General features: G+C 43.4%; 12 protein-coding genes and 3 pseudogenes. 10 read left to right on the top strand and 5 right to left on the bottom strand.

Features of this window, described 5'->3' with window-relative positions; all coding sequences use genetic code 11:
* Positions 1–35: 35 nt before the first annotated feature.
* Positions 36–2,399, top strand: coding sequence for a CARDB domain-containing protein (locus RIG27_RS00665; protein ID WP_446341497.1), 2,364 nt, complete (start codon positions 36–38; stop codon positions 2,397–2,399).
* Positions 2,400–2,590: 191 nt separating this feature from the next.
* Here RIG27_RS00665 and RIG27_RS00670 read toward each other — a convergent pair whose 3' ends face one another.
* The 4 genes from RIG27_RS00670 to RIG27_RS00685 all read right to left on the bottom strand — a co-directional run bounded on the left by RIG27_RS00670 (position 2,591) and on the right by RIG27_RS00685 (position 4,863).
* Positions 2,591–3,478: a hypothetical protein gene (locus RIG27_RS00670; protein ID WP_446341499.1), complete on the bottom strand. Its 888-nt coding sequence runs from the start codon at positions 3,476–3,478 to the stop codon at positions 2,591–2,593.
* Between the two features lie 170 nt (positions 3,479–3,648).
* Positions 3,649–4,146 carry a hypothetical protein gene (locus RIG27_RS00675; RefSeq protein ID WP_446341501.1) on the bottom strand — a complete coding sequence of 166 codons (498 nt, stop codon included), beginning with the start codon at positions 4,144–4,146 and terminating at the stop codon, positions 3,649–3,651.
* A 31-nt stretch (positions 4,147–4,177) separates the two neighbouring features.
* The gene (locus tag RIG27_RS00680; RefSeq protein WP_446341503.1) at positions 4,178–4,537 is read right to left on the bottom strand and encodes a hypothetical protein; all 360 of its coding nucleotides are present in this window, start codon (positions 4,535–4,537) and stop codon (positions 4,178–4,180) included.
* A gap of 77 nt (positions 4,538–4,614) precedes the next feature.
* A complete protein-coding gene (locus RIG27_RS00685) occupies positions 4,615–4,863 on the bottom strand; it encodes a hypothetical protein (protein ID WP_446341505.1) in 249 nt (82 codons plus the stop codon).
* 114 nt (positions 4,864–4,977) lie between these two features.
* Between RIG27_RS00685 and RIG27_RS00690 the strand changes: the two genes are divergently transcribed.
* The 8 genes and pseudogenes from RIG27_RS00690 (at position 4,978) to RIG27_RS00725 (ending at position 9,376) form a co-directional block, all read left to right on the top strand.
* Positions 4,978–5,223, top strand: coding sequence for a helix-turn-helix domain-containing protein (locus RIG27_RS00690; protein WP_446341507.1), 246 nt, complete (start codon positions 4,978–4,980; stop codon positions 5,221–5,223).
* A 53-nt stretch (positions 5,224–5,276) separates the two neighbouring features.
* Positions 5,277–5,498: pseudogene (locus RIG27_RS00695) on the top strand (helix-turn-helix domain-containing protein); the annotation flags it as partial.
* A 24-nt stretch (positions 5,499–5,522) separates the two neighbouring features.
* Positions 5,523–5,768, top strand: a complete 246-nt coding sequence (locus RIG27_RS00700) for a helix-turn-helix domain-containing protein (RefSeq protein WP_446341521.1) — start codon at positions 5,523–5,525, stop codon at positions 5,766–5,768.
* Between the two features lie 55 nt (positions 5,769–5,823).
* Positions 5,824–6,045, top strand: a pseudogene (locus RIG27_RS00705) (helix-turn-helix domain-containing protein); the annotation flags it as partial.
* A 126-nt stretch (positions 6,046–6,171) separates the two neighbouring features.
* Entirely contained in the window at positions 6,172–7,068 is an 897-nt protein-coding gene (locus RIG27_RS00710; RefSeq protein ID WP_446341509.1) for an Rpn family recombination-promoting nuclease/putative transposase, read from the top strand.
* 255 nt (positions 7,069–7,323) lie between these two features.
* On the top strand, positions 7,324–7,710 hold the full coding sequence (locus RIG27_RS00715) for a hypothetical protein (protein WP_446341511.1): 387 nt from the start codon (positions 7,324–7,326) through the stop codon (positions 7,708–7,710).
* A 137-nt stretch (positions 7,711–7,847) separates the two neighbouring features.
* On the top strand, positions 7,848–8,864 hold the full coding sequence (locus RIG27_RS00720) for an AAA family ATPase (protein ID WP_446341513.1): 1,017 nt from the start codon (positions 7,848–7,850) through the stop codon (positions 8,862–8,864).
* Positions 8,861–9,376, top strand: a complete 516-nt coding sequence (locus RIG27_RS00725) for a hypothetical protein (protein ID WP_446341515.1) — start codon at positions 8,861–8,863, stop codon at positions 9,374–9,376. The genes RIG27_RS00720 and RIG27_RS00725 overlap by 4 nt, the downstream gene beginning before the upstream one ends.
* Before the next feature lie 138 nt (positions 9,377–9,514).
* On the opposite strand, the pseudogene RIG27_RS00730 reads toward RIG27_RS00725, so the two are convergent.
* Positions 9,515–9,775, bottom strand: a pseudogene (locus tag RIG27_RS00730) (methyltransferase domain-containing protein); the annotation flags it as partial.
* A gap of 367 nt (positions 9,776–10,142) precedes the next feature.
* Between RIG27_RS00730 and RIG27_RS00735 the strand changes: the two are divergent.
* On the top strand, positions 10,143–11,843 hold the full coding sequence (locus RIG27_RS00735) for an ABC-F family ATP-binding cassette domain-containing protein (RefSeq protein ID WP_446341517.1): 1,701 nt from the start codon (positions 10,143–10,145) through the stop codon (positions 11,841–11,843).
* The last annotated feature ends 457 nt before the right edge of the window (positions 11,844–12,300 follow it).

Here is a 12,300-nt window from a genome sequence, read left to right on the forward strand (position 1 = left end):
GGAACAACACAGGCTCCTTTACCACCAGCTTAAACTTGCCCGGTGTTAATCATTCCTTCTGGAATTTATATGGAGATGATACCTATTACATCGGTATGCAGGTTGATTCGGGAGCAGATGTCACCGAAACCAATGAAACCAACAATTCTAATGTCGGCTTTTTGTACGACTACGATGATGTGGTAATTAACAATACCCAATTAGCTGATTTGTGGGGGTGGGACTTTAATGTTAATCCAGAACCTCTAGATGCCGGTGATAGTTTTGACATTGATTTTGACATTACCAATACAGGTAGTAGCGCTGGTGCTTTTGATGTGTCTTTCTATCTCTCCAATAATAACTACATCAGTACCACGGATCATCTGTTAGGCAGTACCACGATTAATGGGTTAGCCGGGAACAACACAGGCTCCTTTACCACTAGCTTAAACTTACCCAGTGTTAATCATTCCGTCTGGGATTTATATGGAGATGATACCTATTACATCGGAATGCGGGTTGATTCAGGGGCAGATATTACAGAAGTCAATGAAACCAATAACTCAAATGTTGGCTTTTTGTTCGATTACGATGATGTTGTCATCAATAATACCCAAATGGCTGACTTATCTGGGTTGTATTTTGATGTCACTCCAGAACCCCTTGATGCCGGTGATAGTTTTGACATTGATTTTGACATTAGCAATACAGGAAGTAGCGCTGGTGCTTTTGATGTGTCTTTCTATCTCTCCAATAATAACTACATCAGTACCACGGATCATCTGTTAGGCAGTACCACGATTAATGGTTTAGCGGGGAACAACACAGGCTCCTTTACCACTAGCTTAAACTTGCCCGGTGTTAATCATTCCGTCTGGGATTTATATGGAGATGATACCTATTACATCGGAATGCGGGTTGATTCTGGGGCAGATGTTACGGAAATCAATGAAACCAATAACTCAAATGTTGGCTTTTTGTTCGATTACGATGATGTTGTCATCAATAATACCCAAATGGCAAACTTGTCTGGACTGAATTTAAATGTCACTCCAGAACCGCTCAATGCTGGTGATAGTTTCGACATTGACTTGACGATTGAAAATAGTGGTGCAGCAGCGGCTGGTGCATTTGATGTCTCCTTATATTTGTCCAGTGATAGCAATATTAGCAACTCAGATTTACTACTGAATACAATCAGTTTCACTGGATTGGCAGCCAATAGCAGTGGCACGTTTACTAGCAACTTTATTCTCCCTGAAGCTAATGATGCGTTCTGGAGTGGAGATGGCAGCTACCATATCGGCATGATGATTGATTCTGGTGATGATATCACGGAAACAATTGAAACGGATAATGCCAATGTTGGCTTGATGTTGGATACGGATAATGTGGTCATCAATAATACCCAACTGGCGGATTTAGTTGGCGTAGATTTCAACTTAGTGCAGGAACCCTTAGCCGCTGGTGATAACTTCGATGTCAATTTTGAAGTGCAAAATACGGAAATGTTTACCGCCGGAGCGTTTGATGTTTCTTTCTACGTTTCTACCGATAATACTATCGATAAGGCGGATCAATTTCTCGGGAGTACGACAATTAATGGTTTAGCGGCTAACAGCATTGGTGCTTATACAACGGGGTTAACCTTGCCAGGAATTAACGATTCTACCTGGAATGGTGATGGAATTTACTACATTGGCATGATCATTGATCAAGACGGAACACTTCCTGAAACCGATGAAACCAATAATTCTAATAATGGTTTATTTGTGGATTATGACAATGTGCTAATTTCCGATACTGAACTCATTGGTACCGATGACGATGATACCTTGTTTGGCACTCCCGGTGATGACATTCTCTCTGGCTTGCGCGATGATGATGATTTAGTCGGCGGTGGCGGCAATGATACCCTGTTTGGCGATCGCGGCGATGATAACCTGTTTGGTGAAGCCGGAAGTGATATGCTATTTGGCGATCGCGGCGATGACTATCTCTTCGGCGGTACAGGGAATGATATGTTATTTGGCGATCGCGGCGATGATCTGTTAATCGGTGTTGAACTCAATCTGGCAAATCCTGGTTTAGGAGAAGTGGATAGTCTTATCGGTGGCTTTGGTGCAGATGTGTTCCAACTTGGAGATGTATTCAGCGCTTATTACGATGATGCTAACGGGACAACCGATGGTTCTACCGATTACGCCCTAATTACTGATTTTGATATCAATCAAGATATCATCGAACTTCATGGCAGTGTGGCTGACTATCAACTCGCCACTGTTTCCCCCAGTTTACCATCAGGAATTGGCGTTTTCCTCCAGTCTTCTACACCATCAGGTCAAGATGAATTGATTGGTATTGTACAAGGTGAAAGCAGTCTGAGTTTGAATGATAGTTACTTTAGTTTTGTGTAACGACTGGTCTCCCCTTTTTGAAGGGGGACGGAAGGGGGATCTATAAGGGGAATGAGGGGGGTTGGGGGAAATTAACTAAAATTTGTCTTAAAAGTCCGCGCAGGCGGACTTTGTTTGTGTAGACGTGAATTCCATTCGCCGTCTACTCATTCGCCGTCTACTTTTTATAGATTGAACGGGGAATTGTTCTATCAAATTTCAGCCGCTGCTCGTTCAATTAAACGGCGGGCGACGGTTTGAGTACCAGTATGTTCGTAATAATTCGTTGATGTGTCTAAAAACGCAGCCAGATAATCCAACTTATCATCCGCAATTTCCACAAATCCTTGCAGATTATTAACCACCTTTTGTGGCGTTAACCCTCTCGCCGCGACTACGCCACCCATCCAACCTTTCACCGCATCGAAGCTTTCCCCAATAAAGTTCAGCTTTCCTTCAGAACTATTTCCCGGAATCAAGCCACTGATTTGTTGGAAGGTGGAATTTTGCTCTAATCGCGAGGGACTTAATCCAGAAAGAGTCGATTGCGCGGCTTGAATGAAATCGGGACCCAGGGGAATCAAACCATCAAGACAGATAAGTCCCGCCATCCGGATCATCGACTCACCGCTATAGTCAGCTAAAGCATTGACAAAATCCCCGATACTGTCTCCAGGAATGCCATTAATTTGACAAAACGCCACCAATTCTGCCACAACTTTTAAACATAGATCGATAGTTTGTGCCGTATCAGCTTTGGGAGTAAGTCGATTTAAAAATCCCAGAAATGAAACTCGTTCACCGATTTTATTGGCTAAAGCTGCCGCACCGAGGGCAAAATCCGCACTATCAACAGACTGGAACAGCCAAATTGCCCGTTGATAGCCTTGAGACTTGTCGTTATAGAGCCAAAGAGCGCGTTCACTAATATCCTGAATTAATGCTGGATCATCTTCCCCTGTAACGTCCCGCACGGTATTTTCAAAGCCGACTATATTTTGCCAATCACCGGGAGCCACAAAGTCTAAGGCTTTCAAGACGGAAACGGTTAATCCACCTTGAGGTAAGTTATCAACTAATTCAATAATAGATTTACTCATTTACAGTTTCCTCGAAATTGTTTAAGTAGTGCTTTTAGTTTTCGCCAAATGACCAATCACAAATGATAGAGAACTAACCTTTCTGTGTAATCAGTGTAACTAAACTTTCATCTCCTACCCGCATCTGGACAATAAATCTGTGAAATCAGTGTTGTGACGAATGACCAATTTTATTTGAGCTGGGATAATCCTTGCAGGTTAAATTTCTCTAACCAAGCTTCGCGATCGCTAGGGGTAAAAGAGTCGTCACGGGATTGGACTTTGACTTGGAAGCGATCGCGAACTAGAATCGCGGTTTGTGTCTTCCCCCGTTCGACAGCAGGATACCCGGCAATTGTTTTAGAACTATCCTGGAATTTCTTAGCTGCACTTGGGTTATTAGCTAAATCATTAATCGACAGCACCGCCACATCCTTGCCATCCTGTTTCAACTTGGCTTCGGCAAATCCAGTTTTCTCTTGGGCAAACACTCGCTGATAATCACCGCTAGCGTTGGGGAAGAATTGATTAAATTGCCCCCCAGCCAAAGATTCACCTGTGGGAGCCTGAGTGCTAGTTTGAGGCGCTTCGGTAGAGGGTGGGGGAGCGGTGGATGGTGCGGCACAAGCCGTTACCAGTAAAAATAGGGAGAGTGATAAAGCGGTGAGTATTTTACCGATTCTTAACATTAGGGTATCTTTCTAATCGTGTTTGCCGAGATTACCTCATTTTGCCATAGCGATCGCACAAATATGTTTGCCGTTGTTGCCAGATGGCTTCGAGTCGAGAAAAGCCTTCTTTTGTGTATCGTTGAGATTCTTGCTGGATGAGTAACCAAAGGGTATTTAGGGTTTCCAGGTTTGGGCAGAAGCGGATTAGGGTACGACAAGCGGCAATCCACTGTTCTAGCTGGCGGTAACTAATAAAGTAACCGCCCAATCCTTCGATATGTACCCAGAGGACGTTATACCACTTTTCCCAGTTGAGGATGCGCTTTGGGTTAATTTTCAGATGTTTGGCGATTTGTGGGAGGGTGATGACAAAGGTTTGGTGATTGATGCGGTGGCGTAGCGATTGCATGACTATTCGTGATTTGAGATGAGTGTCTTGTTCCCCCTTCTTAGCGACAGAAGGGGTTAGGTTATTTGTGCTGCCGATTAGTCAACCTGAATACGGCGGATCATGATACTCATAACCTCACCAGGATTTTGAGTCGGCTGAGGTTTACTCCATTCACTGACTTGGGCGTAGCCAAGCCGGTAAAAAGTGTGAATGGTGTTACTGACGCCTTGGGGCGTGCTGATGACTAGAACTTTTAGGGGGACTCGATTGGGTTCTGATGGTGGATTGGCAGGGAGAGGGGTTTGCGGGTTGGGGGTTGGGTTGGGAATAAACTCTTGTGTCATAAGGATTTAACTGCTTTTTTTGTTTTGTTCCTTATGTGGAACAAAACCATCATACCTGAGTTTTCCATATATGGAACATTTACTCAGTTATGAGCCTCTGACACAATCTGAGGCATGGGAAAAGCAGGCAAAGCACTCAAACAGGTCTTGCAACGTTATGGCATTACCCAAAATCGGTTAGCCGTGGTAATGCAAGTTGGGCGTTCTAATGTTCACCGCTGGGTTTATGAGGTTGCCGATCCTGTCGGCGATGCCATCCTAGAAATTAGGAAGGGACTGAATACGATTAATCCAGCAGCAGCAGAAGAGTTCATTCGTTTGTATCTGGATGAGTCAGAGGAGGATGAGGAACAGTCTTAGAGAAGGTGTTTTGTTAGCATTTCGCCTTCATGAGCCTTTGACAAAATTTTGGCATGGGAAAAGCAGGGACAGTGCTAAATCAAGTGTTAGAAGCCTATGGCATTAGCCAAAATAAGTTGGCGGTGGCGATGGGTATTGGGCGTTCTAGTATCAACCGTTGGGTGAATGAAAATCGAGATCCTGGAGGTGATGCCATCTTAGAAATTAGAAAAGGGCTGAAGAAGATTAATCCGGTAGTAGCCGAGGAGTTTATTGGCTTGTATTTAGATGAGTCATTTGCCTCTGGCACGATAGAAACCATGCGAAAGGCAGGAAAATCTTTAAGACAGGTGTTGGAAACCTACGGCATTAGCCAAAACAAGTTGGCGGTAGCCATGGGTATTGGGCGATCAACAATTCACCACTGGGTCAATGAGAGTCGAGATCCAGGAGGTGATGCCATTCTCGAAATTAGGAAAGGGCTGAATAAGCTTAATCCAACGGCAGCCGACGAGTTCATTAGGTTGTATCTGGATGAGTCAGATGAGGGTAAGGAGTCGTTATAGGGAACAGGCTTTGTCAACATTTATCCGGTTGTCAGCCTTTGACACAATCTCAGGCATGGGAAAAGCAGGCAAAGCACTCAAACAGGTCTTGCAACGTTATGGCATTACCCAAAATCGGTTAGCCGTGGTAATGAAAGTGGGGCGTTCTAATGTTCACCGCTGGGTTTATGAGGTAGCAGATCCCGTCGGCGATGCCATCCTAGAAATTAGGAAGGGACTGAATACGATTAATCCGGCAGCAGCCGAGGAGTTTATTGGCTTGTATTTGGATGAGTCATTTGCCTCTGGCACTATAGAAACCATGTTAGGGGATGCGCTGTTACGCAGTCATAAGCTTTTGATACAGTTTTTTGTGATAACATAAACGAAGATTCCATCACTTCAGGCTAAAAAGGGAGAAACCATGAAGTTTATCAGTCCCAAGGTCGATTATGCCTTTAAGAAAATATTCGGTTCCGAGCAAAGCAAAGAGATATTAATCAGCTTTCTCAATGCCATTATTTATGGAGAGGAAAAAATTATCCAATCGTTAACCATTGTCAATCCCTATAATCCGGGTCAGGCGATGACATTAAAAGATACTTATCTGGATATTAAAGCTGTTTTATATGATGGATCTATTGTAGTAATTGAAATGCAAATAGCGCGGGTAAGTGCTTTTAGTAAACGGGTAATTTATAACTTGAGTAAAGCTTATAGCAATCAACTAGGAATTGGAGAAGAGTATCTCAGTCTCACTCCAGTAATTGCGGTAACAATTACCGACTTTATCCTGTTTAACCAGACTCCCGATGTGATTAATCAATTTGTCTTTCAGGAAAAAAACAAAAAATTTGAATATCCTGATGTAGAATTGCAACTCATTTTTATAGAATTGCCCAAATTCAAGAAAACCCTGTCAGAATTAAACAGTTTAAGTGATAAGTGGATTTATTTTATTAAAGAAGCTGCTACCTTGGATACAATACCAGATAGTTTAGGCGAAGTTAGTGAGATAGAACTCGCTTTAAATATTGCCAACCAAGCTAAAATGACGGTGGAAGAATTAGAAGTAGTTGATCGCAGAGGGATAATGTTACAAGATGAGAAAGGGAGGATAACTTATGCAGAAGAACAAGGGCGAATTAAACAAACTATTGCTCTCGCTATGCGTTTACTAAAAAAGCGTTTTGGAGAAATTCCAGTTGCAATAACCAGTAGAGTTGGAAATTTATCTCTTGAAAATTTGGAAAGTTTAACAGAGGATATTTTAGATTTTGAGAGTTTACAGGATGTGGAAAGTTGGCTAGAGGGGCGATAAGTCCGTAGGTAAGCATTCAAGTAAAAGAGTTGGGGATGTAGCCAGGGAAATCGCGTCAGTTCAATCAATCGATTCAGCATCAGATCAATGGCACTGAAAATTTACCTTTTGGGATCACCGAAACTCTTGATATACCGTAGGGTGGGCACTGCCCACCAGAATATGAGGAGCGTGCGATTCAGCATAAGATAGAGAGAACATAACTCATCCAAGCTGGTTATCAACTCACAGTTTTTCAGACACGAAAAAGCACCAATGGCTGAACTCACCATTCACGTACCAGACGAACTGGCTCAACGCCTAGAACCCCTTCGGGAGCGTCTCCCCGAATTACTACAGCGTCTCGTAGAAACCGTTCCCCCCAGAATTCCTTTACCTAACCAAATCTCATCTGTTACTAGCCCAACAGATGCTCCAATTGCATACACTGAAGCTCTAGACTTTCTGATCACCCGCCCTACTCCTCAAGAAATCACTACCTTTAAAGTTTCCGCAGAAGCTCAAGAACGTCTCCGCACGCTGCTAGACAAAAACCGAGAAGGAACACTCACAGAAGCTGAAGCAACAGAACTTGATTTATATGAGCAGTTAGAGCATCTGATGATTCTGCTTAAAGCCAAAGCTTATGACTTAATCGGATAAATGACTCCTTCCTCGATTTCTCCTTCCCTACGTTAGCTCAATCAACCGATTCAGATTATCATAAAGAAAGCATAGCTAATCCACTCTGGCTGTTGTCGAGTTCAAGTTACCGTGCAGAAAGTCGAGAGAAATAACCCATGCTAAACAGCCTTCAACTCAAAAATTTTGGTCCGATAGACCAGCTTAAGTGCGAACACCTAGGCAATATTAACTTAATTATTGGTAAAAATAGCACAGGTAAAACAATATTACTTAAGGCTCTTTACAGTGTCATGCGAACCTTGGAAACCTATAAACGGGGCAATGAACCACGCAGCGCTGAAGAAATATTGGCAGACAAACTTTACTGGACATTCGAGACGGAGAAAATCGGCGAACTCGTGAGAAAAGGAGCGGATGAACCTTTATCCTTCCAGATTTGCGTTGATAATCAAAAATTTGTTTATACTTTCGGCAGAGATACAACCAAGACTATTCAGAACTTAGACAATCATGTTACACCCCGCCAGAGTAACTCAATTTTTTTACCAGCCAAAGAAGTTATTTCTCTGCATTCAATCATTTTAGAAACTCGTGAAAAAGACAAAAAATTTGGGTTTGATGATACCTACCTGGATCTAGCCCGCGCCTTGCGTCAATCTCCTAAAGGTGGCAGAAATTATAGAAAATTTGCTGAATCGCGAAGAAACCTAAAAGATATCTTAGACGGCAAAATTGAGGATGACGAAAGTTCAGGAATTTGGCAATTTAAGAAAGGACATCAAAAGTTCTCTATTGGAGTTACAGCAGAAGGCATCAAGAAAATTTCGATTCTCGATATTTTACTTGTAAACCGCTATCTTGATCCGCAATCAGTCATTTTTATTGATGAACCAGAAGCCGCGCTGCATCCAAACGCCATTTCCAAATTCCTTGACATTATCGCTATGTTAGCGAAGTGCGGAATTCAGTTTTTCATGGCAAGTCACTCTTACTTTGTGGTCAAAAAATTATTTCTAATCGCTCAAAAACACAATGAAATCTCAATCAAAATAATTTCAACTAATCCTGAACAGTGGACTATTGCCGATCTAAAAGATGGTTTGCCGAGTAATCCTATCATTGATGAATCTATCCAGCTTTACAAAGAAGAAGTGGGGCTGGCTTTTCAATGACCACTCAACCGATTATTGAATCTGGAATGACGTTCAGACCTTATCCAGAAGGACATTGCTTCCATATTGAAAAAAGTCAAACATACCAAAACATCCAGGAAGGCGTTAAGATAGCAGAGCTTTTGTTGCTATATCCTCCCAATTCACCAAAGGTATTGATTATTGAAGCAAAATCTAGCTCACCTCGTCCTGAAACACAACCAGGGTTTGACGATTTTATCGAAGAAATCAGAGAGAAATTGACGAACGGGCTGAATCTCTGTATGGCAACTTGCTTAAAACGCCATGCAACATGGACAGAATTACCTTCTCTCTTTCAGACACTCGATTTAGAAAAAATTGATTTTCGCTTACTATTAGTGATCAATGGACATAAAGAAGAATGGCTTCCACCATTACATGACGCCCTAAAAAAAGCACTAAACTCGACTGTAAAAACTTGGCATTTATCGGCAAATTCTGTGGTTGTGCTAAATCACACATTAGCTCAACAACAAGGAGTAATTCGCTAAGGGTTAAATTCCAACTCATGCTTTGAATAGTGACTCAACCTGAAACTCAGCTTCTAGGACATCGGTCAAGAAACCGGGTTTCTTTGGGTGAAAGGTTGATATTGCGTTGTCATCCTGACGAGAAACCCGGTTTCTAGGAATACTTGACCGACGCTCTAGGACTCGGGTTCGTTCTATGGCAATCATAGACTCTGAACTATCAACGCCGAAAACGTGATAATTTGCCTTTACCAGTTCCTGCGCCCATAATCCACTCCCACAACCCAAATCCACGACTAAGCCTTCTCGTATTTGGTGTTGAGCGAGAATTGCCAGTATACCAGGTGCAGATTTCAGGGCGTAATCCCGGAATCCGACATCGTGGATATATGCCAAGTCTTCTTTGTATTCCTTTTCCATACCCTCTCACCGCTAACCCCGCTGCACCCTTTAGATTATCTTCACTATGACAAAGGGCGGGTTTTGTTGAAAGGTTATTGGTAGATATCCTAATTAAACGGCTAAACCCGCCCCTACAAAACGATACCCAACCCTCTTTTGTATGACCAAGGGCGGGTTTTGTTGATAGATTATCGGTAGAGATCCTAGCTTTACCCCTAAACCCCCCTAAAGATGTCTTTCGGGTTGCACGAACCGGCGCTAAAGCGCAACTACGAACCGATCCATTAAATTTTGTTACGATAAACTCGGATGGAGAGTCAGCGGCGCACCTAAAACGTCTGATCGCTCAATCTCCCTGCTGTAATCTGCTTGAGACAATACACCCATGCTGAGACTAGAACACATTAGTAAAATTTATCCCACTGGCGAAGTTCTCAAGGATGTCAACTGGGAAGTCAAACCGGGCGATCGCATCGGCTTAGTTGGCGTTAATGGTGCGGGTAAATCGACTCAACTTAAGATTATTGCGGGGGAGATAGAACCCACGGATGGGGAAGTGATTCGCCCGACGAGTCTCCACATCGCTTACCTCACCCAAGAATTTGAAGTTGATCCAAGTCGCACGGTGCGCGAAGAATTTTGGACGGTATTTACACAAGCCAACCAAGTACAGCATAATCTGGCGCAGGTGCAACGGGAGATGGAAACCGCTGATCCCGATCAACTCGATCGCCTGATCCACAAGTTGGATAAATTGCAGCGTCAGTTTGAAGCCCTCGATGGGTACAGCCTAGAAGCGCAAATCGAGAAGATATTACCAGAAATGGGATTTGCCCCCGAAGATGGCGATCGCTTAGTTAGCGCCTTCAGTGGTGGTTGGCAAATGCGGATGAGTTTGGGCAAAATCCTGCTGCAAAGCCCTGACATATTACTGTTAGATGAACCGACAAACCACATCGATTTAGAAACCATCGAATGGTTAGAAAATTACCTGAAAGGATTAAAAACCCCGATGGTGATAGTATCCCATGACCGGGAATTTCTAGATCGCCTCTGTACCCAGATTGTGGAAACTGAACGCGGCGTCTCTACCACCTACTTGGGTAATTATTCGGCGTACTTGCAGCAAAAAGCTGAGATGCAAGAATCCCAACTCAGCTCCTATGAGCGTCAACAAAAAGAACTGGAAAAGCAGCAAGCCTTTGTTGAACGATTCCGCGCTAGTGCAACCCGCAGCACCCAAGCAAAAAGCCGTGAGAAACAGTTAGAAAAAGTTGAACGCATTGAAGCACCAACGGGTAGCTTAAAAAGCTTACATTTTCGCTTTCCCCCAGCCCCTCGGAGTGGTCGCGAGGTTATTAATATTAAGGAATTGGTACATACCTACGACGACAAAATTCTTTTCCTCGGTGCAGAGTTGCTAGTTGAACGGGGCGATCGCATCGCTTTCTTGGGACCAAATGGCTCAGGAAAATCCACACTATTACACCTGATGATGGGGATGGAAAACGCCACGGAAGGGATTGTGGAACTGGGTAAGCATAATGTGATCCCCGGCTATTTTGAGCAAAATCAAGCCGAAGCGCTGGAGTCAACTAAAACCGTCATGGAAACCATCCATGATGAAGTTCCCGATTGGAAAAATGAAGAGGTTCGTACTTTATTAGGGCGATTTCTATTCAGTGGTGAAACCGTCTTCAAAAAAGTCGAATCCTTGAGTGGGGGGGAAAAAGCGCGTCTGGCGTTAGCCAAAATGCTGCTGCGTCCCGCGAATTTACTCCTATTGGATGAGCCAACCAATCACCTGGATATTCCCGCCAAAGAAATGTTAGAGGAAGCCCTCCAGCATTATGACGGCACCGTGATTATTGTCTCCCACGACCGTTATTTTATTTCCCAAGTGGCGACGAAAATTGTAGAAATTCGTGATGGCGAGTTTCGGACTTATCTGGGCGATTACCACTACTATCTGGATAAAATCGCCGAGGAGAAAGAACAGGCACGATTAGCCGCGATCGCAGCCGAAAAAGCTGCCAAGAAAGCTGAAAAAGCTGCCAAGAAAAAAGCAGCCGCCAAACGTCGATAAAACATTTAGGACGAATTTCACGATCCAGTCAGCCCTCAACTAAAGTTGGGGCTAAAAGCTTAAACCCGTTGAAACTGGTTCACAGAATTCTGACTTTTCACGGTATGTGGTGCCTCTGTAGGGGCGGGTTTCACGACTATCTTTTCGGTCGCAACCCGATGTAAATAAACCCGCCCCGACTCAGGTTTTTAGACTTCCCCTGAAAAGTCACTCAAAGAATTTCCCCGTAAGCTCGATGCTTACTTTAGCTTTGACGCAGAAACGAAATTTCCGGCTATGGGAGTTAGCGACATTCTTCTTATAGTCACCTGACTCATGACCGAGAACTAGGGATACAAGCCTCGTCCTTTTAGGACGACTTTTTATTTTCTCTTAGTCTTGTATTGTAATAAATAATGTGTTAATCTCTAAAATTAGTCTAGCACAGGCGAAAGTCGTGAGTATCGCCAATCGATTT

The organism is Coleofasciculus sp. F4-SAH-05 (genome assembly GCF_040222985.1).
Taxonomy (GTDB): Bacteria; Cyanobacteriota; Cyanobacteriia; order Cyanobacteriales; family Coleofasciculaceae; genus Coleofasciculus; species Coleofasciculus chthonoplastes.

Excerpts from the sequence above, each read along its gene's own strand:
- RIG27_RS00670 (WP_446341499.1), bottom strand. The coding sequence starts at position 3,478 with ATGAGTAAATCTATTATTGAATTAGTTGATAACTTACCTCAAGGTGGA.
- RIG27_RS00675 (WP_446341501.1), bottom strand. The coding sequence starts at position 4,146 with ATGTTAAGAATCGGTAAAATACTCACCGCTTTATCACTCTCCCTATTT.
- RIG27_RS00680 (WP_446341503.1), bottom strand. The coding sequence starts at position 4,537 with ATGCAATCGCTACGCCACCGCATCAATCACCAAACCTTTGTCATCACC.
- RIG27_RS00685 (WP_446341505.1), bottom strand. The coding sequence starts at position 4,863 with ATGACACAAGAGTTTATTCCCAACCCAACCCCCAACCCGCAAACCCCT.
- RIG27_RS00690 (WP_446341507.1), top strand. The coding sequence starts at position 4,978 with ATGGGAAAAGCAGGCAAAGCACTCAAACAGGTCTTGCAACGTTATGGC.
- RIG27_RS00700 (WP_446341521.1), top strand. The coding sequence starts at position 5,523 with ATGCGAAAGGCAGGAAAATCTTTAAGACAGGTGTTGGAAACCTACGGC.
- RIG27_RS00710 (WP_446341509.1), top strand. The coding sequence starts at position 6,172 with ATGAAGTTTATCAGTCCCAAGGTCGATTATGCCTTTAAGAAAATATTC.
- RIG27_RS00715 (WP_446341511.1), top strand. The coding sequence starts at position 7,324 with ATGGCTGAACTCACCATTCACGTACCAGACGAACTGGCTCAACGCCTA.
- RIG27_RS00720 (WP_446341513.1), top strand. The coding sequence starts at position 7,848 with ATGCTAAACAGCCTTCAACTCAAAAATTTTGGTCCGATAGACCAGCTT.
- RIG27_RS00725 (WP_446341515.1), top strand. The coding sequence starts at position 8,861 with ATGACCACTCAACCGATTATTGAATCTGGAATGACGTTCAGACCTTAT.
- RIG27_RS00735 (WP_446341517.1), top strand. The coding sequence starts at position 10,143 with ATGCTGAGACTAGAACACATTAGTAAAATTTATCCCACTGGCGAAGTT.